This window comes from Pseudomonas sp. DCB_AW (assembly GCF_026240895.1).
Classification (GTDB): domain Bacteria; phylum Pseudomonadota; class Gammaproteobacteria; order Pseudomonadales; family Pseudomonadaceae; genus Aquipseudomonas; species Aquipseudomonas kermanshahensis.
In genome coordinates, this window is record NZ_JAPFCE010000001.1 from 387,049 (window position 1) to 406,620 (window position 19,572).

Annotated in this window: 15 protein-coding genes; 13 read left to right on the plus strand and 2 right to left on the minus strand. The window is 57.5% G+C overall.

Translation table 11 applies throughout. The features are described 5' to 3' along the window. Positions 1–21: 21 nt before the first annotated feature. The 12 genes from atpA to OO306_RS01900 all read left to right on the plus strand — a co-directional run bounded on the left by atpA (position 22) and on the right by OO306_RS01900 (position 14,588). A complete protein-coding gene (atpA, locus tag OO306_RS01845) occupies positions 22–1,566 on the plus strand; it encodes a F0F1 ATP synthase subunit alpha (RefSeq protein ID WP_099430841.1) in 1,545 nt (514 codons plus the stop codon). Between the two features lie 48 nt (positions 1,567–1,614). Further along, positions 1,615–2,475 (plus strand): F0F1 ATP synthase subunit gamma, encoded by an 861-nt coding sequence (gene atpG / locus OO306_RS01850; RefSeq protein ID WP_016489911.1) that lies wholly within the window; start codon positions 1,615–1,617, stop codon positions 2,473–2,475. 27 nt (positions 2,476–2,502) lie between these two features. After that, a complete protein-coding gene (gene atpD, locus OO306_RS01855; protein ID WP_016489910.1) occupies positions 2,503–3,879 on the plus strand; it encodes a F0F1 ATP synthase subunit beta in 1,377 nt (458 codons plus the stop codon). Between the two features lie 43 nt (positions 3,880–3,922). Further along, on the plus strand, positions 3,923–4,342 hold the full coding sequence (locus OO306_RS01860) for a F0F1 ATP synthase subunit epsilon (protein WP_016489909.1): 420 nt from the start codon (positions 3,923–3,925) through the stop codon (positions 4,340–4,342). A 122-nt stretch (positions 4,343–4,464) separates the two neighbouring features. Further along, entirely contained in the window at positions 4,465–5,832 is a 1,368-nt protein-coding gene (gene glmU / locus OO306_RS01865; protein WP_027592079.1) for a bifunctional UDP-N-acetylglucosamine diphosphorylase/glucosamine-1-phosphate N-acetyltransferase GlmU, read from the plus strand. Between the two features lie 286 nt (positions 5,833–6,118). Next, complete coding sequence (locus OO306_RS01870; protein ID WP_027592080.1) at positions 6,119–6,895, plus strand: DeoR/GlpR family DNA-binding transcription regulator; 777 nt, start codon at positions 6,119–6,121, stop codon at positions 6,893–6,895. A 2-nt stretch (positions 6,896–6,897) separates the two neighbouring features. After that, on the plus strand, positions 6,898–8,733 hold the full coding sequence (gene glmS / locus OO306_RS01875; RefSeq protein ID WP_085272141.1) for a glutamine--fructose-6-phosphate transaminase (isomerizing): 1,836 nt from the start codon (positions 6,898–6,900) through the stop codon (positions 8,731–8,733). Positions 8,734–9,974: 1,241 nt separating this feature from the next. Next, a complete protein-coding gene (locus OO306_RS01880) occupies positions 9,975–10,382 on the plus strand; it encodes a hypothetical protein (RefSeq protein WP_265967491.1) in 408 nt (135 codons plus the stop codon). A gap of 6 nt (positions 10,383–10,388) precedes the next feature. Then, a complete protein-coding gene (locus OO306_RS01885) occupies positions 10,389–10,865 on the plus strand; it encodes an Imm26 family immunity protein (protein WP_265967492.1) in 477 nt (158 codons plus the stop codon). Between the two features lie 354 nt (positions 10,866–11,219). Then, positions 11,220–12,149 (plus strand): RHS repeat domain-containing protein, encoded by a 930-nt coding sequence (locus tag OO306_RS01890; RefSeq protein ID WP_265967493.1) that lies wholly within the window; start codon positions 11,220–11,222, stop codon positions 12,147–12,149. Positions 12,150–13,291: 1,142 nt separating this feature from the next. After that, positions 13,292–13,705 carry a hypothetical protein gene (locus tag OO306_RS01895; RefSeq protein WP_081717437.1) on the plus strand — a complete coding sequence of 138 codons (414 nt, stop codon included), beginning with the start codon at positions 13,292–13,294 and terminating at the stop codon, positions 13,703–13,705. A 181-nt stretch (positions 13,706–13,886) separates the two neighbouring features. Beyond that, a complete protein-coding gene (locus OO306_RS01900; RefSeq protein WP_265967494.1) occupies positions 13,887–14,588 on the plus strand; it encodes a DUF2182 domain-containing protein in 702 nt (233 codons plus the stop codon). 45 nt (positions 14,589–14,633) lie between these two features. Here OO306_RS01900 and OO306_RS01905 read toward each other — a convergent pair whose 3' ends face one another. Both OO306_RS01905 and lpdA read right to left on the minus strand, forming a co-directional pair. Continuing rightward, on the minus strand, positions 14,634–16,241 hold the full coding sequence (locus OO306_RS01905) for a tyrosinase family protein (RefSeq protein WP_027592083.1): 1,608 nt from the start codon (positions 16,239–16,241) through the stop codon (positions 14,634–14,636). A 155-nt stretch (positions 16,242–16,396) separates the two neighbouring features. After that, entirely contained in the window at positions 16,397–17,797 is a 1,401-nt protein-coding gene (lpdA, locus tag OO306_RS01910) for a dihydrolipoyl dehydrogenase (protein ID WP_085272144.1), read from the minus strand. Positions 17,798–18,005: 208 nt separating this feature from the next. Here lpdA and cfaB point away from each other — a divergent pair, with 208 nt between their 5' ends. Further along, positions 18,006–19,190, plus strand: a complete 1,185-nt coding sequence (cfaB, locus tag OO306_RS01915; RefSeq protein ID WP_265967495.1) for a C17 cyclopropane fatty acid synthase CfaB — start codon at positions 18,006–18,008, stop codon at positions 19,188–19,190. Positions 19,191–19,572 lie beyond the last annotated feature (382 nt).

The window sequence follows — 19,572 nt, forward strand, 5'->3', positions numbered from 1 at the left end:
GTTTGAAGGGGCAGCAGAGCAATGCAGCAACTCAATCCTTCCGAAATTAGTGAAATCATCAAGGGCCGCATCGACAACCTCGATGTGAGCTCCCAAGCCCGTAACGAAGGTACCGTCGTTTCGGTTTCCGACGGTATCGTGCGGATCCACGGTCTGGCCGACGTCATGTACGGCGAAATGATCGAGTTCCCTGGCGGCGTCTACGGCATGGCCCTGAACCTGGAGCAAGACTCCGTAGGTGCAGTGATCCTGGGTGCATACGACACCCTCGCCGAAGGCATGAGCGCCAAGTGCACCGGCCGCATCCTGGAAGTTCCGGTTGGTAAGGAACTGCTGGGTCGCGTCGTCGACGCACTGGGTAACCCGATTGACGGCAAAGGCCCGCTGGGCAACACCGAGACCGACGCGGTCGAGAAAGTTGCTCCAGGCGTAATCTGGCGTAAGTCGGTAGACCAGCCTGTACAGACTGGCTACAAGTCCGTTGACGCCATGATCCCTGTCGGCCGTGGCCAGCGTGAGCTGATCATCGGTGACCGTCAGATCGGCAAGACCGCCATGGCCATCGACGCCATCATCAACCAGAAAGACTCCGGTATTTTCTGTGTGTATGTTGCTGTCGGCCAGAAGCGTTCCACCGTTGCCAACATCGTTCGCAAGCTGGAAGAAAACGACGCACTGAAGAACACCATCGTGGTGGTCGCCAGTGCTTCGGAATCCGCCGCACTGCAATTCCTGGCGCCATACGCCGGTTGCACCATGGGCGAGTTCTTCCGTGACCGCGGTGAAGACGCACTGATCGTTTACGATGACCTGTCCAAGCAGGCCGTTGCCTACCGTCAGATCTCCCTGCTGCTGCGCCGTCCACCAGGACGTGAAGCGTACCCAGGCGACGTGTTCTATCTCCACTCCCGTCTGCTGGAGCGTGCATCGCGCGTTTCGGAAGAGTACGTCGAGAAGTTCACCAACGGTGCTGTGACTGGCAAAACCGGTTCCCTGACCGCGCTGCCGATCATCGAAACCCAGGCTGGCGACGTTTCCGCGTTCGTTCCGACCAACGTGATCTCGATCACCGACGGTCAGATCTTCCTGGAATCGGCCATGTTCAACTCGGGCATCCGCCCTGCAGTGAACGCCGGTGTTTCGGTATCCCGCGTAGGTGGTGCCGCTCAGACCAAGATCATCAAGAAGCTGTCCGGTGGTATTCGTACCGCTCTGGCTCAGTACCGTGAACTGGCTGCATTCGCCCAGTTCGCTTCCGATCTGGACGAAGCGACCCGCAAGCAGCTGGAGCATGGTCAGCGCGTTACCGAGCTGATGAAGCAGAAGCAGTACGCGCCAATGTCCATCGCGGACATGGCCCTGTCGCTGTACGCCGCTGAGCGTGGTTTCCTGACTGACGTAGAAGTCTCCAAGATCGGTAGCTTCGAGCAAGCACTGATCGCCTTCTTCAACCGTGATCACGCTGAACTGATGGCGAAGATCAACGTGAAGGGTGACTTCAACGACGAAATCGACGCTGGCCTGAAAGCCGGTATCGAGAAGTTCAAGGCCACCCAGACCTGGTAAGCCGCAGCGGGGGCCCAGGCCCCCGCTTGCTAACCTGATAGGTGATACATGGCAGGCGCAAAAGAGATTCGCAGTAAGATTGCGAGCATCAAAAGCACGCAAAAAATTACCAGCGCCATGGAGAAAGTGGCGGTCAGCAAAATGCGCAAGGCACAAATGCGCATGGCTGCTAGCCGTCCTTACGCGGAGCGTATCCGCCAGGTGATCGGTCATCTGGCCAACGCCAACCCGGAATACCGCCACCCTTTCATGATCGAGCGCCCTGTTAAGCGCACCGGTTATATCGTGGTGAGCAGTGACCGTGGTCTGTGCGGTGGCTTGAACACCAACCTGTTCAAGGCCCTGGTCAAGGACATGAACGCAAACCGCGAACAGGGCGTGGAAATCGACCTGTGCGTGATCGGCAGCAAGGGTGCGACTTTCTTCCGCATCTTTGGCGGCAACGTCGTAGCCGCGATCAGCCACCTGGGCGAAGAGCCATCGATCAACGATCTGATCGGCTCCGTCAAAGTGATGCTGGACGCCTACCTGGACGGCCGTATCGATCGCCTCTCCGTGGTTTCGAACAAGTTCATCAATACCATGACCCAGAAGCCAACGGTCGAGCAATTGGTACCGTTGGTGGCAACCCCGGATCAGGATCTCAAGCATCACTGGGATTACCTGTACGAACCCGACGCAAAAGAGCTGCTGGACGGCTTGATGGTGCGTTATGTGGAGTCGCAGGTATACCAGGCGGTGGTCGAGAACAACGCTGCTGAACAAGCGGCCCGGATGATCGCCATGAAGAACGCCACAGACAACGCCGGTGATTTGATCAAAGAGCTTCAGTTGATCTACAACAAGGCGCGTCAGGCTGCGATCACCCAGGAGATCTCGGAAATCGTCGGCGGCGCTGCCGCGGTTTAACGGTTCACATATTCAGAGGATCCAGCTATGAGTAGCGGACGTATCGTTCAAATCATCGGCGCCGTCATCGACGTGGAATTCCCACGTGACGTCGTGCCGAGTGTATACAACGCGCTGAAAGTACAAGGCGCGGAAACCACCCTCGAAGTTCAGCAGCAGCTGGGCGACGGCGTGGTTCGTACTATTGCGATGGGCTCGACCGAAGGCTTGAAGCGCGGTCTGGATGTCGTCGACACCGGCGCTGCCATTTCCGTTCCTGTTGGTAAGGCCACCCTGGGCCGTATCATGGACGTACTGGGCAACCCGATCGACGAAGCCGGCCCGATCGGTGAAGAAGAGCGTCGCGGTATCCACCAGCCAGCGCCTTCGTTCGCTGACCAGGCAGGCGGCAACGACCTGCTGGAAACCGGCATCAAGGTTATCGACCTGGTTTGCCCGTTCGCCAAGGGTGGTAAAGTTGGTCTGTTCGGTGGTGCCGGTGTCGGCAAGACCGTAAACATGATGGAACTGATCCGTAACATCGCCATGGAACACAGCGGTTACTCCGTGTTCGCTGGTGTGGGTGAGCGTACTCGTGAGGGTAACGACTTCTACCACGAGATGAAGGACTCCAACGTTCTCGACAAAGTAGCGCTGGTCTACGGTCAGATGAACGAGCCACCAGGAAACCGTCTGCGCGTAGCGCTGACCGGCCTGACCATGGCTGAGAAGTTCCGTGACGAAGGTAACGACGTTCTGCTGTTCGTCGACAACATCTATCGTTACACCCTGGCCGGTACTGAAGTATCCGCACTGCTGGGCCGTATGCCTTCGGCAGTAGGTTACCAGCCGACCCTGGCTGAAGAGATGGGCGTTCTGCAAGAGCGCATCACCTCCACCAAGGAAGGTTCGATCACCTCCGTTCAGGCCGTATACGTACCTGCGGACGACTTGACCGACCCGTCGCCAGCGACCACCTTCGCCCACTTGGACGCCACCGTCGTTCTGTCCCGTGACATCGCCTCCCTGGGTATCTACCCAGCGGTCGACCCACTGGACTCGACTTCGCGTCAGCTGGACCCGAACGTGATCGGCAACGAGCACTACGACACCGCGCGTGGCGTTCAGTATGTTCTGCAGCGCTACAAAGAGCTGAAAGACATCATCGCCATCCTGGGTATGGACGAACTGTCCGAGACCGACAAGCAACTGGTAGCCCGCGCTCGTAAGATCCAGCGCTTCCTGTCGCAGCCGTTCTTCGTGGCCGAAGTCTTCACCGGTTCGCCAGGCAAGTACGTTTCCCTGAAAGACACCATCGCTGGCTTCAGCGGCATCCTCAAAGGTGACTACGACCACCTGCCAGAACAAGCGTTCTACATGGTCGGCAGCATCGACGAAGCGATCGAGAAAGCCAAGAAACTGTAATTCCTGCGCCCCGCAAGGGGCGCTATCAGGTTGAGGCAAGCAGATGGCTATGACAGTCCATTGCGATATCGTCAGCGCGGAAGGAGAGATTTTCTCCGGTCTGGTCGAGATGGTGGTTGCGCACGGTAACCTGGGTGATCTTGGTATCGCTCCGGGCCACGCGCCGCTGATCACCAATCTGAAGCCAGGTCCGATCACGCTGACCAAGCAGGGTGGCGCCCAAGAGGTGTTTTACATCTCTGGTGGTTTCCTCGAGGTTCAGCCGAACATGGTCAAGGTGCTTGCCGATACCGTGCAACGTGCTGCAGACCTGGATGAAGCTCAGGCTCAGGAAGCCCTCAAGGCTGCCGAGAACGCCCTGAATCTGAAAGGCGCGGACTTCGACTACGGCGCCGCCGCCGCACGTCTGGCCGAGGCCGCAGCTCAGCTGCGTACCGTCCAGCAAATGCGCAAAGGCAAGTAATCGGCCCTGGGCTGATCACTTCTGTTGCGATTGAGTAAAAGGGTAGCCTCGGCTACCCTTTTTCTTTTTCCGAATTTCTCCCCCCGGTCATTTCACTGACCGCCCAGGATTGGTAGCCAGTAATGTCACTCGATATCGTTATTCTCGCCGCCGGCCAAGGTACCCGCATGCGCTCGGCGCTGCCCAAGGTGCTGCACCCGGTTGCCGGCAACTCCATGCTTGGCCATGTTATCCACAGCGCGCGTCAACTCCAGCCGCAAGGTATTCACGTGGTCATTGGCCATGGTGCCGAGCAGGTGCGTGAGCGCCTGGCAGCTGACGATCTGAACTTTGTCATGCAGGACAAGCAGCTGGGTACAGGCCATGCCGTGGCCCAGGCGCTGCCAGCATTGACCGCTGACACCGTACTGGTGCTGTACGGTGATGTGCCGTTGATCGAAGTGGAGACCTTGCAGCGCCTGTTGGCCAAGGCCAATGATCAACAGCTGGGCTTGCTCACGGTCACCCTCGAAGACCCGACCGGCTATGGCCGTATCGTGCGTGACGAGCAGGGCAAGGTGACGGCCATCGTTGAGCACAAGGATGCCAGCGACGCGCAGAAAGCGATCAAGGAAGGCAACACCGGCATTCTGGCCCTGCCTGCGGCGCGCCTGGCGGACTGGATGAGCCGCTTGTCGAATAACAATGCCCAAGGCGAGTACTACCTGACCGACGTCATCGCCATGGCGGTGTCCGATGGCCTGGTGGTTGCCACCGAGCAACCTGAAGACCCGATGGAAGTGCAGGGCGCCAACGACCGTCGCCAGCTGTCCGAGCTCGAGCGCCACTATCAGCTGCGCGCAGGCCGCCGCCTGATGGCCCAGGGCGTCACCCTGCGTGACCCGGCGCGGTTCGATGTACGGGGTGAAGTGACCGTTGGTCGCGATGTGCTGATCGACATCAACGTGATCCTCGAAGGCCAGGTGGTCATCGAAGACGGCGTAGAGATCGGCCCCAACTGCGTGATCAAGAACAGCACCCTGCGCAAGGGTGTGGTGGTCAAGGCTAACAGCCACATCGAAGGTGCGGTGATGGGTGAGGGCAGCGATGCCGGCCCGTTCGCTCGCCTGCGCCCAGGCAGTGTGCTGGATGCCAAGGCCCATGTGGGTAACTTCGTCGAGCTGAAAAACGCTCACTTGGGCGAAGGCGCCAAGGCAGGCCACCTGAGCTACCTGGGCGACGCCGAAATTGGCGCGCGCACCAACATCGGCGCTGGCACCATCACCTGCAACTATGATGGCGCCAACAAGTTCAAGACCGTGATGGGTGAGGACGTGTTCATCGGTTCGAACAACTCACTGGTGGCGCCTGTGGAAATCAAGGCCGGCGCGACCACGGCAGCCGGTTCGACTATCACCCAGACCGTCGAAGCCGCCGACCTGGCTGTGGGCCGCGCGCGCCAGCGAAACATCTCGGGCTGGAAGCGGCCGGAGAAGATCAAGAAGAGCTGAGTTATACACAGCTGTTCGATCGAAAGCCGACTTATGTGAATAAGTCGGCTTTTTTTTGGGCGTGAGTTGCGGTCCCTGTAGGAGCGGCCTTGTGTCGCGATGGGCTGCAACGCAGCCCCAAAATGGAGCTTTACCTCGAAATCACTGGGGCCGCGTTGCGGCCCATCGCGACACAAGGCCGCTCCTACAAGGGTGAAACTATCCACAGGGCAGCAACCGCTTGACGAAACGAGCGTCTTAGGTTTTGATTGCAACCATTATCTTTCGAAACGAAACTTAAGCGCTCATGTCGAAACGTAACACGCCTCAACGCCGCCACAACATCCTGGCCATGCTCAGTGAGCAAGGGGAGGTGAGTGTGGATGCATTGGCCAAGCGCTTCGAAACCTCGGAAGTGACCATTCGCAAAGACCTCGCCGCCCTAGAAACCAACGGCCTGTTGCTACGCCGCTATGGCGGTGCGGTACCGGTGCCGCAAGAGCTGCTCGGTGAGCCGGCCCAGCCCGTGTCTGCCTACAAGAAGGCCATTGCCCGCGCGGCGGTAGGGCGTATCCGCGAACATGCGCGGATCATCATCGACAGTGGCAGCACCACTGCCGCGATGATTCCCGAGCTGGGCCGACAGCCTGGCCTGGTGGTGATGACCAATTCCTTGAACGTGGCCCGCGCCATCAGCGATCTCGAGCATGAGCCTGTATTGCTGATGACCGGTGGTACCTGGGACCCGCACTCCGAGTCGTTCCAGGGGCAGGTTGCCGAGCAGGTGCTGCGCTCCTACGATTTCGATCAGCTGTTCATCGGTGCCGATGGCATCGACCTCAACCGGGGCACCACCACCTTCAATGAGCTGCTGGGCCTGAGCCGAGTCATGGCCGAGGTCGCCCGTGAGGTGATCGTGATGGTCGAGTCCGACAAGGTGGGGCGCAAAATCCCCAACCTTGAGCTGCCGTGGGGCAGCGTGAATACCCTCATTACTGACGAACGCCTGCCCGCAGCGGCACGCGAACAAATTCAAGCCCGCGGCATCAACCTGATTTGCGCCGCGATCAGCCAGGAGCAATGAACATGTGTGGAATCGTTGGTGCCGTAGCCGAACGTAATATCACCGCCATCCTGATCGAAGGCCTCAAGCGCCTTGAGTACCGCGGGTACGACAGTGCCGGCCTGGCGGTCTACAGCCAGCAGGGTGGGCTGGAGCGCCGCCGCCGGATTGGCAAGGTCAGCGAGCTGGAAGCTGCCGTGGCCGCCGAGCCGCTCGTTGGCCAGCTGGGTATCGCACACACGCGTTGGGCTACCCACGGCGCGCCAACCGAAGGCAATGCCCACCCACACTTCTCGGGCAGTGAATTGGCGGTCGTGCACAACGGCATCATCGAGAACCACGAAGAACTGCGTGAAGAGCTCAAAGGCCTCGGCTACGTGTTCACCTCGCAGACCGATACCGAAGTCATCGTCCACCTGATCCACCACACGCTCAAGACCGTTGCAGACCTGACCGACGCGCTGAAGGCTGCGGTGAAGCGCCTGCACGGTGCTTATGGCCTGGCCCTGATCAGCGCTAAACAGCCAGACCGCCTGGTAGCTGCTCGCAGCGGCAGCCCGCTGGTGATCGGCCTGGGCCTTGGCGAGAACTTCCTGGCCTCGGACCAGCTGGCCCTGCGCCAGGTCACCGACCGTTTCATGTACCTGGAAGAAGGCGATATCGCTGAAATCCGCCGTGACCAGGTCAGCATCTGGGACCAGGCTGGCAACAAGGTCCAGCGTGAAACCGTGCAGTATCACGAAGGTGCAGAAGCGGCGGACAAGGGCAACTACCGTCACTTCATGCTCAAGGAAATCCACGAGCAGCCAAGCGTGGTCCAACGCACCCTGGAAGGCCGTCTGGGCAAAGACCACGTGCTGGTACAGGCCTTTGGCCCGAAAGCCGCCGACCTGTTCGCCAAAGTGCGCAACGTACAGATCGTTGCCTGCGGCACCAGCTACCACGCAGGCATGGTCGCCCGTTACTGGCTGGAGAGCCTGGCCGGCATCCCTTGCCAGGTCGAAGTCGCCAGTGAGTTCCGCTACCGCAAGGTGGTGGTGCAGCCCGACACCCTGTTCGTCTCGATCTCGCAATCCGGTGAGACTGCCGACACCCTGGCTGCCCTGCGCAACGCCAAGGAGCTGGGCTTCCTCGGCAGCCTGGCGATCTGCAACGTCGGCATCAGCTCGCTGGTGCGTGAATCCGACCTGACCCTGCTGACCCTGGCTGGCCCGGAAATCGGTGTTGCTTCGACCAAGGCGTTCACCACCCAGCTGGTCTCGCTGATGATGCTGACCCTGGCCCTGGGCCAGGTACGCGGCACCCTCGAAGCCGGTGTCGAAGCCGAGCTGGTTGAAGAATTGCGTCGCCTGCCGGCCCGCCTGGGCGAGGCACTGGCCATGGACGCAACTGTCGAGAAGATCGCCGAGCTGTTCGCCGACAAGCACCACACCCTGTTCCTGGGCCGCGGCGCCCAGTACCCGGTAGCGATGGAAGGCGCGCTCAAGCTCAAGGAAATCTCCTACATCCACGCCGAAGCCTACCCGGCAGGCGAGCTGAAGCACGGCCCGCTGGCACTTGTGGATAACGACATGCCAGTCGTGACCGTGGCGCCGAACAACGAACTGCTGGAGAAGCTCAAGTCCAACCTGCAGGAAGTGCGTGCCCGTGGCGGTGAGTTGGTGGTGTTTGCCGACGAGCACGCTGGCATGACTAACGGCGAAGGCACCCACGTGATCAAGGTGCCGCACATCGCTGACGCCCTGGCGCCGATCCTGTACACCATCCCGCTGCAGTTGCTGTCGTACTACGTGGCGGTGCTCAAGGGCACCGACGTTGACCAGCCGCGTAACTTGGCGAAGTCGGTGACGGTGGAATAAACCGACGGGCAAGAGTTAAAAAGCTGGCGACAAACAACATAGTTTGACACAACACACAACCCCCCATATTTACGGGGGTTTGTGCGTTCTGGGCTGAGCGATCGGTCCGGTTGATCCGCTTCGCTTCAGCGCGAGACTAATGTGAGAAGACCTCCCCCACGAGCATAGGCTCTGGAATGCCCAAGGTGTTGATTGGAACGTTGTTACTGAGCTAGGCTTTAGCGATGTTTTTATTAAAAACTTAGGTCTGTCTCGAAGATATGCTCAATTGCCGAGGGCATTAGCTCAGCCTGAGCTGCTTTCGAAGTTTATTTCTGAGCTGATTGCTAGTCGGCCTTATCCATGGAATGTGCTCGATTTTTTCGTAATCGATTTAATTGGCTTGCGATGGCCGTGTTTCGAACTCAAGCGATAATCGTGCATGAGCCAAGAGAAGCCATGAGTACAAGGTAAAATGTAATAGGAAAGTTTCGCTTGGTTCGATAAAGTGGATTTAATTATTTCGGGCGGCAGTGGAGTAGCCGCTTGAATTTTATCGTGGGCGGGAAGTAATTGATCATGAATTTCTCCATTCCATTGGTGGTGCTGTCAATTGTTGTTCGCGAGGAATCGGATTCGGCCTGATGTCGTGCAAGGCCCAAATCCACTTGATGATGGCCGGAGAAACACCGGGGGCAAGTGCTATGTTAACCGCCGCTTCGGCGTGGCGGGCCAATACGGCGCTGAGTGACTTACTCAAGCGTTGGACTCAAGTTTGCCGCAGGCCATTGGATTTACCTGCTTAAGTAGATCCGACCAGGCTCGAGGACATCGTGCTCGAAAGCGCTTGAATCAGTGGGTGACGGAAATAACGAAAAGCCCTGCCAACTCGGCGATTACGTTACGCGATGTCATTGGACAACCAGCAGGACTGCGCGTGCTCGGCGACCGTTGCGGGGGATGACGGTCGCCGAGGGAGCTTGTCGGCTCAACCCAATCTGCAAGTCGTCAATGAGCCTTATGCCTTGAGAACTCAATTGTCCATCTCACTTCTTGTATGAGTATGGAGGTTTGGCTTTAATGGAGCATTTAGTTTTGCGACAGAGAACAAGGTTGCCCGTAGTCGTGACATCATTCACGATGTGTCAAAACAGCATTCTGTATTAGCCCTTTACACCGGAGTTGGAGTCACCCAAGCTGCTGCTGATGTGGCAGCTAGCGCAATAGGGGTAGTAAGCCCGGTTCCTGGGACTGGCTTGCTCATGAAAGCTCGAGCTGCCGAGCAGGTTGTCGATAGCGCTCGGACGGTTGGTCGCGTTGCTGAAGCAACAAGAGCTGAAAAAACTTATCAGACATATACAAAGACAAACTCGGCCACCGGGGAAGTATATACGGGCCGGACAAGCGGAAAGGGTAGCGCTTTTGAAAATATTGCCGCTAGAGATAGTAATCATCACAAAAATAGTGAAAATTTCGGCCCTGCCAGGCTTGATAAGTCCTCGACAGACGCACAGGCGATTCGGGGGAGAGAGCAGATGATGATAGAAAGATATGGTGGTGCAAAATCAACCGGGGGCACATCAGGAAATGCGATTAATGGTATTTCAGAGAGAAATCCTAATCGAGAAAATTATCTTCAAAAAGCACGAGAAGCTTGGGGTAGTTGGTGACTGAATATGACTAGACAAACCATCACGCCCGGGGCGATTCTTGAGATTTACTTAGGCGAGGCACTCTACGCTTATGGGCAGATCGTGAGTCGATCTGAAATCGCTTTTTTCGACTACATCGGCAAACAAATCAAAGACATTTCAGAGTTAGATTCAATAACTGATAACTTGTTGTTTATTATTCCAGTTATGAATAGCGCGATTACTCGAGGACGATGGAAAAAAATCGCAAAGCGCCCCCTTAGGGAGATTTTCCTTGCCCCGCGCGACTATTTTGTCGTTGATGAAATCAGCAAATCCATTCAAATTTACAGAAGCAGCGATGACTCGATGAGGCCAGGCACCGCGAAGCAAGCTACACAGTTGGAATGTGCCGCAGTGTGGTCGGCTGAGCATGTAGAAGACAGGTTGAGAGACCACTATTTTGGCAATAAAAATATATGGCTAGAACAGCTGCGGGAGCCGCTGGCAGCCATCCTATGAACGTGCGAATTCCAGTCAGGTAGCTTCCTGCTGAACCTATAGGCATCCAGTGATGACCAGTCCACCCTGCCTTTGAAAGTAGAATCGGGGTGGGCTGCTAATCTCTGAATTAGTAAGTGTCAATCAGTTTAGGATTAATATCCTGTTGCTCTATTACGCCTCACCGCGCTTGGGCATGAGTCAGGTATCCGCCCCATGAAACCTAACTTCCAAGCAAATAGCTGCCCTCGAATGTTGTTGTCCCGATTTTTTTCTGAAGCCACTTCCGCAGTGATGCTCCCTGACAGCAAAGTCGAAAAGTTTATCTCTACCTCAACCGCGTAAGCCCTTGAATGGATGCCAGGGACTAAATCAATGAGCATGTTGAAGAGATTTGCCAAGGTGCTGTGCACCCCCCTGCTGTGCATGGCCATGGTCAACAATGCCATGGCCGCAGTGGTGACCTACTACCACAATGACATTTCTGGCAGCCCCATCGCGGCCACCGACGCCGCCGGTAACCTGAAATGGAAGGAGAGCTACAAGCCCTATGGAGACAAGCTGACCCGCTCGGCTGCCAGCAGTGACAATAAGATTGGTTTTCACGGCAAGGCGCATGATGACAGCACAGGGCTGTCGTACATGGGGGCGAGGTACTACGACCCACTCTTGGGCCGATTCACTGGGGTAGACCCCGTCGATTTCAAAGCAGATAACCTGCATAGTTTCAACCGTTACACCTATACAAACAATAACCCTTACAAATTTACCGACAAAAATGGAAAATACGCAGAGCTTGTTATCGAGGGAGCAAGTATTGCACTAGGGACCTATAGTTTTCAGAAAAATATTGACAGCGGAAACTATGGTGCTGCAGCGGCGGATGCTGCTGGTATTGCCTTCGATGCTGTAATGTCCGTGATACCTTTCGTACCGGGGGTAGCCAGCTTAGGATTGGACGCTGCGCGAGGTGGAAAAAATATTGAGAAGCTGCTGCCTTCTAAAACGCCTGACTTCGTTGTAGCACCGGATGGAACAACCTTCAAAGTACCTAAGGGTGCTGAAGGCCCCGTACCGGTCGTTAATCCGTCGGGAAATACAACTGGTACAGCGTTCGTCAATGGGGCTGGTGGAGATAATGGTAAGGTGAGCACGATGCGCCTCATGCAACCAACTCCAGCAAGAGGGAGCAGTCCGGGATATCCTAATGGCTACATAAAATATGAGAACAAGTCTGGCCAAGGTGTTGACCCTAATACAGGCAAAACATTGCCGAATTCACAGAGCCACTTCCCCATCAGGTGAACAATATGAGCATCTTACAGAGTATTCTAAACTCCAGAGTCGTATCAATTGACTCCCAAGATGAGTGTACTCATCTTGAGTTTAGTAACGGAAATACACTAAATATCTTTAACTCTAGCTCAATCACGCCAGCCGGCGCTGACTTAACTGGCTTGACGCTCACAAGCATAACTGAAGGCGGAAAAATTATTGTTTTGATATTTGACAGTAAGATCAAATTAGAAGTTAGTCTCGAAGACCGAGCCTATAATGGTCCGGAGGCCCTTAGTCACATAGACTCTACAGGTCGGATAACTGTGTGGAATTAACTGGTCTCTTTGGGTTAAAGAGCGAAGCTGGCTCAAGGCAATTTAGTCGCACCTACTAACAGGAGCGATTTCAGTTTTCAGTTCTGGTGGATCCTGGTTGAGCAAAAGACATCTGATAGAAATGTCAAATGTCTTTTGTGTTAGCCGCTTAGATCTGAATTCTTCGGGATAACGTTGACGACTCATGGCACCTCCTATTTGGCCTCATTATGAGGATTGGAGGTGTCTAGGAAACCAGGGGCGGTTCACCCAGCTCCCCGGCTGGGAGGCCAAGGACCGGTTCTACAGCGGCAACCACCCGTTCCTGTGTGACTGCGGTGCTCGCTTCTTGATCGCAGAAACGTCAGTGAGCCAGGCATTCGATTCGGCTGAAACTGTAGACGGTGACGCTGGTTTTGACCGGCAGGCCGACGGGTTGTGTCAATCTATGTTGTTGCGGAGGCTACAGCGTCAACGGCTACAGGCCCCAATTTTCGCGGGTGCTTGTGTCAAACAATGTTGTGAGCACCCAGCTGTGATCAACAGCAGGAGCTGGTGCTTTTTTGCGCAGTAAAACGGTTTTTGGTATAACTTTCGGCCGGTTCAAGGGATTGAACACATTCAAACGCGCCTCAAAGGAATGACTGATGCCTGCTGTCCCCCCTTCTTACTTCGCTGCCACCGTCGTCCTGATCGGTAGTGCCCGATTTCCGCAAGTCAGCCCAACGCCTAGCCATCGCCTATCGGCCACGCCTGCATTAGCCCGCGAGGTTCGTATGGAACTGTCTGAAATTTCTCCAGTCAGGGTGTGCTCAAGGCCAAAGCACTTCTTCAATCATCTGTAAGGTTGTCCACATGAAAGCTCTTCGTAATTGCCTCTTCGCCGCGCTGCCTTTCGTAGCCCTTTCGGGTTGCGCGAATTTTGAGCAAACAATGCAGGAAATTCAGAAGGCGACCGCGCCAGTAGCCATCGATCAAAGCCTTGCAGAAATCTGCCGTGTCACGAAAGAAAATAAGGTGCGTGCAAACAGCCTGTACCGCGGCAAGACCTTCTCCACTAACGGTGAAGTCGCCATGATCAATCAAGGGCTCGAGGCGTATCGGGTAGTGCTGAGCGTTGGCGACGTGGATATCCACGCTGAATCGACCAACACCAGCATGGTCAATGCGCTTTCCGTTGGGAAAAAATCGAATGTTTCCGGTGTGGTGACACTGGTCGACTACGACTACAAGAACTGCCACATCTCGCTCAAGAACGCGACGTTCTGAAGGTAATGCCAGGCTGCGGCGCTCTTGTTTGCAGGGCGCTGCGGCATAGCCTGCGTAGCATCCGGGCGTGCCTGTCACCATCAGTCGGCGTACCGGCACGCCTTAGCAACCTGCTCTATAGTCACTAGCGCGGCACAGGCAATGAGCCAGGCCGTCTAGCCGATGACAGGGAGGTCGTCTGATGGCGCGCCAGGCTAATGCGCCCCTGCCAGCATGGGTGCGCGACACCTGCGGTGATCCGCTCAAATGCGCGTTATGGGCTGCCAGCCTCGTTGCTTTTATCTGGATGGCGCTCAATAACGACAGCCACCACGATCTTGAATCGTTCTGTATTTCCGGCTCGCCCTCGATGTTGACCGAGGGATGGCTGAACCTGCGCCTCTATTATTCCAGCATGGACATCGCCGTCTTTACCGGTGCGGTGGGGCTGATGCTGGTCGCGATGATGCTGCCCGCGCTGCAGGGGCCATTGGCGCATCTGTGGCATCAATCAAGGCCCTACCATCGAGCGCCCGCTGTCGCGGCATTTCTGCTGGGGTATTTTGGCGTGTGGCTGTCGGGCAGTGCACTGCTGTTGATGATTGCGCTGTTGCTGGTTTCTTTCACCGGCTCGCAACTCGCAGCAGGATTGCTGGCGCTGATAGGGGCAGGGGGGTGGCAGTTGTGCGCGTTCAGAGCGCATTGCCTTGTGCGCTGCCATCGGCCCGTCAGCGTCGCCAACCCATTGGCCAAGGGGGCGCTGCATGGGGTGTGGTGCTACGCCACCTGCTGGCCGCTGATGCTGATCGCATTTTGCCTGCCGTCTGTTCATCTGCCCGTGATGATTGTCGGTGCAATCATCATTGCCTATGAGCGTAGGGACCGACAGCGTTCAAGCGCCTGAGCGCAGCACCCGAAGCCAGGCTTAGGATGCTGCGCCGGCGGTGGCTCAGTAGGTTTCCAGTTTGAATGGCACGTCAGCGGCTACAGCGTTGCTGCTATTGAGCAGATTGGCCCCCTCTGGCCGTTTGAGCACCGTGTCACGGGTCTGTACTTCCACTTCGATTGTGCCTTCATCAATCGCCGAGTTGTCGGCGTTGAGTGGCAGCTTGAAGGTAGCGGTGGCTTCCAGGTGGGTCTGGCAGTTCATGCAGCCTTCGACATGCCAGCGGCTGAGTATCGGCCGGGTCCCCAGGTATTCGCGCTTGCCATCGACCTTGGCGTAGGCGCTGATCAGGAACGAACCGCGGATCTTGCCCCGGTTGATGCGGCTGACCCGCAAGGTCTTGCCAGCGGGTTGCACGGCCTCGGCCTTGAACAGCAACGGCTTGTTGGGTTGGGCGTAGGCGTCCAGCGAGCCTTTGCCATAGCCATAGCCCAGCTGGGTTTCGATGTTGAAGCAGTCACGGGTGGTGAAGGGGCTGCCGTCGGCCTTCACGAACGGGTCAAGCGTGGTGTCCAGGCTCAGGATGGCATTCGGGTCCAGGCCTGCTGCCCCTGCTGGCGGTTGCACGCCATCGGGTTTGTAGTAGCTGGCGCCGGGATCGGTGGCATCGATGCTGAATTCATCAGTCGCGCCTTGCCGACGCTGCCAGGTCCAGAACACATAGTCGATGAAGCAGTGGTGGAAGAAGAAGATCGGGTCCAGGCCGGCGGTCTCGTTCTCGCCCATGTCGCCGTTGGCACCCGGGATCGCCGAATTGTTGCCTTGCCCCGGGTAGTCGAAGCCGCCGACGGCCAGGTGCATGAAGTTATGCGGCTCTTCCAGGGAGACATGGTGAGTGCCCGCTGGGTCAGCCTTGTTTTTCGCGGCGGCCGACGTGGTATTGGAGAACAGGGTGTAGGTGGGCGCGTCCAGGCAGTTTTCGAAGCGGGTGAATACCTCGCCACGCCACCTGCCACCGATCTTGATCTTGCCGCTCAGCCAGGTACTGATGTTGCTATTGAGGTAGCCGATGTTCTGCTCTGGGTCTGGGAATTGCGCGTTATGGGCGTCGGTCTTCGCGCGGTCTTCATCAGTGCCCACCAAACCGGACAGCGGGTAACGCACTGTCTCGTAGCCTTCCGGCTTGCTGTAGATGATCGGCGTGTCCTCGACCTCGTCGGTGATGGCTTTCGGGAACACGAAGGAGCGCAGAGGGTTGTCGATCTTCTGGCCATCGAGCACGAAATATTCTTGGGTCAGGGCCGACGGGATACCGTTTTCCCGTGATGCATCGCTGCATTCATCCCAGAACGGCAAGGTCACGTCTTTGCAGCCGGGGATGCTGCGCAGCGCCTCTTCCAGGCGCCAGAGGTAGGCGCGGTGCCAGCTTGGGAACAGCACCGTCCCGTGCTGGCAGTAGCCGCCCCACCAGTTGGGGTCGGTCTTGCCCTTGTCACGGAATGGCTCGCCATGCAGGCCGCCGAGGGTGAAGAAGGAGTTTGGGTCGTTAGCGGGAAGATCCTTGATGCCCTTCCAGGCGCGGATCAGATTCTCAAGTTCTGCTTTTTTGCCTTGATCGTAGTCAGCCTGGATATCGCTGAGCGAACGACGTACACGCGGGGTGGATGACATGGTGAACCTCCTTGTTGCCACTGGTCCCGAAAACTCGGGGGTTTACTGCTCCATCGTCCAGCATATCCGGGTTGTAAAAATCTGCCTGGGAGGGCGCCAGACGGTTGATCTCCGTATCAACCGTGCCAGCACCGGCACCTGTGGCCGAGGTTTTGTCAGATCTGCATCGCCATCCCTTCCACATTCATCGCCGCCTGGCGCAATGCCTCGGAGCGGGTCGGGTGCGGGTGGCAGGTGAGGGCGATGTCCTCTGCCGACGCCGAGAACTCCATGGCCACGCAGAACTCACCGATCATCTCACTGACACTCGGGCCCACCAGGTGCACGCCCAGTACCTCGTCGGTGTTGGCATCGGCGAGCACCTTGGCGAACCCTTCGGTCTCGTGGTTGATCTTGGCGCGGCTGTTGGCGGTGAAGGGGAACTTGCCCACCTTGTAGGCGCGGCCTTCGGCCTTGAGCTGTTCTTCGGTCTTGCCGACGCTGGCCAGCTCGGGGCGGGTATAAATGACACCGGGGATCAGGTTGTAGTTGACCTCATGGGCCTTGCCGGCGATGCGCTCGATGCACGACACCGCTTCATCTTCAGCCTTGTGCGCCAGCATCGGGCCTGAGGTGACATCGCCGATCACCCAGATGCCAGGCACCGAGCTGCGGTGATGATCGTTGCTCAGCATGCCGCGCTTGTCGGTCGCCAGGCCTACGCTTTCCAGGTTCAGGCCCTGGGTGTAGGGGCGGCGACCGATGGCCACCAGCACGTAGTCGGCCTGCAAAGTTTGTGCGTCGCCACCGGCAGCGGGCTCCAACGTCAGGCTGACGCCGTCGGCCGACGAGGTGGCCTGGGTGACCTTGCTGCCGAGCTTGAAGCTCATGCCTTGCTTGGCCAAGGCCTTCTGCAGGGTCTTGGCGGTTTCTTCATCGGTGCCCGGGCAGATGCGGTCGAGGTATTCGATGACAGTCACTTCGCTGCCAAGGCGGCGCCATACTGAACCCAGCTCGAGGCCGATGACGCCGGCGCCGATGACGATCAGGTGCTTGGGCACCTGGGGCAGGGACAGGGCACCGGTCGAATCGATGATGCGCTGATTGTCGATGGTCACGCCTGGCAGGGGCGTGGGCTCGGAACCGGTGGCAATCACGATGTCCTTGGCGTGAAGGGTGCTTTCGCTGCCGTCCTCGGCCTTGACCACGACTTTGCCAACGCCATCCAGACGCCCCCAACCCTTGACCCAGTCGACCTTGTTCTTGCGGAACAGGTACTCGATGCCCTTGGTCAGGCCGGTAACGCTCTCGTCCTTCTGCTTCATCATCTGGGCGAGGTTCAAGGTGGGCTTCACTTCGATACCAAGGTGGGCGAACTCCTCGCCGCTGGCGGCCTCGTACAGCTCGGATGCATGCAGCAGCGCCTTGGACGGCATGCAGCCGACATTGAGGCAGGTGCCGCCCAAGGTCGAGCGGCCTTCCACACAGGCAACGGTCAGGCCCAGCTGGCCTGCACGGATTGCCGCGTTGTAGCCGCCAGGGCCACCGCCGATGATCACCACGTCATAGGATTTCATGGGTTCAACTCCAGGATGAAGAAGCGCGAGAGGGGCACAAGGTTAGTCTGTGCGTTTAAAGTTGTATACAATCTGCGTGTCTTTCATGTCTGTTTGTTCTAGACCATCGTCGTGTAAAGCCCAAAATCGGCACCAATGAACTACCCTGATTCGGAGGCGTCCGAAATTATGAGGCGTGACGCCCCGTTACCTGAAGGGAGGGTCATTGATGCTTGCGCAACTTCCACCTGCGTTGCAGAGCCTGCACTTACCTTTGCGTCTGAAGTTGTGGGACGGCAACCAGTTCGATCTTGGGCCCAGCCCGCAAGTCACGATCCTGATCAAGGAGCCTCAACTGATCAGCCAGCTGACCCACCCGAGCTTGAACGAGCTGGGTGAGGCTTTCGTTGAAGGCAAGCTGGAGCTTGAAGGCGATATCGGCGAGGTCATTCGGGTATGCGACGAACTCAGCGAGGCGCTGCTGAGTGACGACGAGGACGCGGTTCCACAGCGTTCCGCCCACGACAAACACACCGATGCCGAAGCCATTTCCTACCACTACGACCTGTCCAACGCGTTCTACCAGCTGTGGCTGGACCCGGACATGGCTTACTCCTGTGGCTACTTCCGTGAGCCAGACAACACCCTGGCCCAGGCCCAACAGGACAAGTTCGATCACCTGTGCCGCAAGTTGCGTTTGCAGGCCGGCGACTACCTGCTGGACGTCGGCTGTGGCTGGGGCGGCCTGTCACGCTTCGCCGCGCGCGAATACGGTGCCAAGGTATTCGGTATTACCTTGAGCAAGGAGCAACTCAAGCTGGGCCGTCAGCGGGTGAAGGAGGAAGGGCTGGCCGAGCAGGTCGACCTGCAGATCCTCGACTACCGTGACCTTCCCCAGGATGGGCGTTTCGACAAGGTAGTCAGTGTCGGCATGTTCGAACACGTGGGGCATGCCAACCTGCCGTTGTATTGCCAGAAGCTGTTCGGTGCTGTGCGCGAAGGTGGCCTGGTGATGAACCATGGCATCACCGCCAAGCATGTGGATGGCCGGCCGGTAGGGCGGGGGGCAGGGGAGTTCATCGACCGTTATGTGTTCCCCCATGGCGAGCTACCCCACCTGTCGATGATCAGCGCGAGCATCTGTGAAACAGGGCTCGAGGTGGTCGATGTAGAAAGCCTTCGCCTGCATTACGCCAAGACCTTGCACCACTGGAGCGAAAACCTGGAGAACCAGCTGCACCGCGCCGCAGCCATGGTGCCGGAAAAGACCCTGCGTATCTGGCGGCTGTACCTGGCCGGTTGTGCCTATGCCTTTGAGAAGGGCTGGATCAACCTGCACCAGATTTTGGCTGTGAAGCCCTATGCCGATGGTCACCATGACCTGCCTTGGACCCGCGAGGACCTTTACCGCTGAACGTCCAACCTTTGTAGGAGCAGCCTTGCGCTGCGAAGAATGAGTAAGCTTGAAACTCACCTTATAGAATCGGCGAGATCAACTGGGCTATTCGCATCCCGAGCTGTTGCAGCCGATGGGTGCTTCTGGTGCAGAAATCCCGTGCACCAGATCCTGGCTGTGAAGCCCTATGCCGATGGTCACCATGACCTGCCTTGGACCCGCGAGGACCTTTACCGCTGAACGTCCAACCTTTGTAGGAGCAGCCTTGTGCTGCGAAGAGGCCGGTGCAAGCACCATCGATTGAGGGTATCGGAAGGGCACACTGCTGTAGTCGATTCACGAGATTAAGGAGCCTATGGGGTCTTCTGGTGCAGAATTCGCGTGCGGCGGGGGGTGGGGG

What these genes read in the sequence shown, in the direction of transcription:
- atpA (WP_099430841.1), top strand. Translation starts at nt 22, where the DNA reads ATGCAGCAACTCAATCCTTCCGAAATTAGTGAAATCATCAAGGGCCGC.
- atpG (WP_016489911.1), top strand. Translation starts at nt 1,615, where the DNA reads ATGGCAGGCGCAAAAGAGATTCGCAGTAAGATTGCGAGCATCAAAAGC.
- atpD (WP_016489910.1), top strand. Translation starts at nt 2,503, where the DNA reads ATGAGTAGCGGACGTATCGTTCAAATCATCGGCGCCGTCATCGACGTG.
- OO306_RS01860 (WP_016489909.1), top strand. Translation starts at nt 3,923, where the DNA reads ATGGCTATGACAGTCCATTGCGATATCGTCAGCGCGGAAGGAGAGATT.
- glmU (WP_027592079.1), top strand. Translation starts at nt 4,465, where the DNA reads ATGTCACTCGATATCGTTATTCTCGCCGCCGGCCAAGGTACCCGCATG.
- OO306_RS01870 (WP_027592080.1), top strand. Translation starts at nt 6,119, where the DNA reads ATGTCGAAACGTAACACGCCTCAACGCCGCCACAACATCCTGGCCATG.
- glmS (WP_085272141.1), top strand. Translation starts at nt 6,898, where the DNA reads ATGTGTGGAATCGTTGGTGCCGTAGCCGAACGTAATATCACCGCCATC.
- OO306_RS01880 (WP_265967491.1), top strand. Translation starts at nt 9,975, where the DNA reads ATGAAAGCTCGAGCTGCCGAGCAGGTTGTCGATAGCGCTCGGACGGTT.
- OO306_RS01885 (WP_265967492.1), top strand. Translation starts at nt 10,389, where the DNA reads ATGACTAGACAAACCATCACGCCCGGGGCGATTCTTGAGATTTACTTA.
- OO306_RS01890 (WP_265967493.1), top strand. Translation starts at nt 11,220, where the DNA reads ATGAGCATGTTGAAGAGATTTGCCAAGGTGCTGTGCACCCCCCTGCTG.
- OO306_RS01895 (WP_081717437.1), top strand. Translation starts at nt 13,292, where the DNA reads ATGAAAGCTCTTCGTAATTGCCTCTTCGCCGCGCTGCCTTTCGTAGCC.
- OO306_RS01900 (WP_265967494.1), top strand. Translation starts at nt 13,887, where the DNA reads ATGGCGCGCCAGGCTAATGCGCCCCTGCCAGCATGGGTGCGCGACACC.
- OO306_RS01905 (WP_027592083.1), bottom strand. Translation starts at nt 16,241, where the DNA reads ATGTCATCCACCCCGCGTGTACGTCGTTCGCTCAGCGATATCCAGGCT.
- lpdA (WP_085272144.1), bottom strand. Translation starts at nt 17,797, where the DNA reads ATGAAATCCTATGACGTGGTGATCATCGGCGGTGGCCCTGGCGGCTAC.
- cfaB (WP_265967495.1), top strand. Translation starts at nt 18,006, where the DNA reads ATGCTTGCGCAACTTCCACCTGCGTTGCAGAGCCTGCACTTACCTTTG.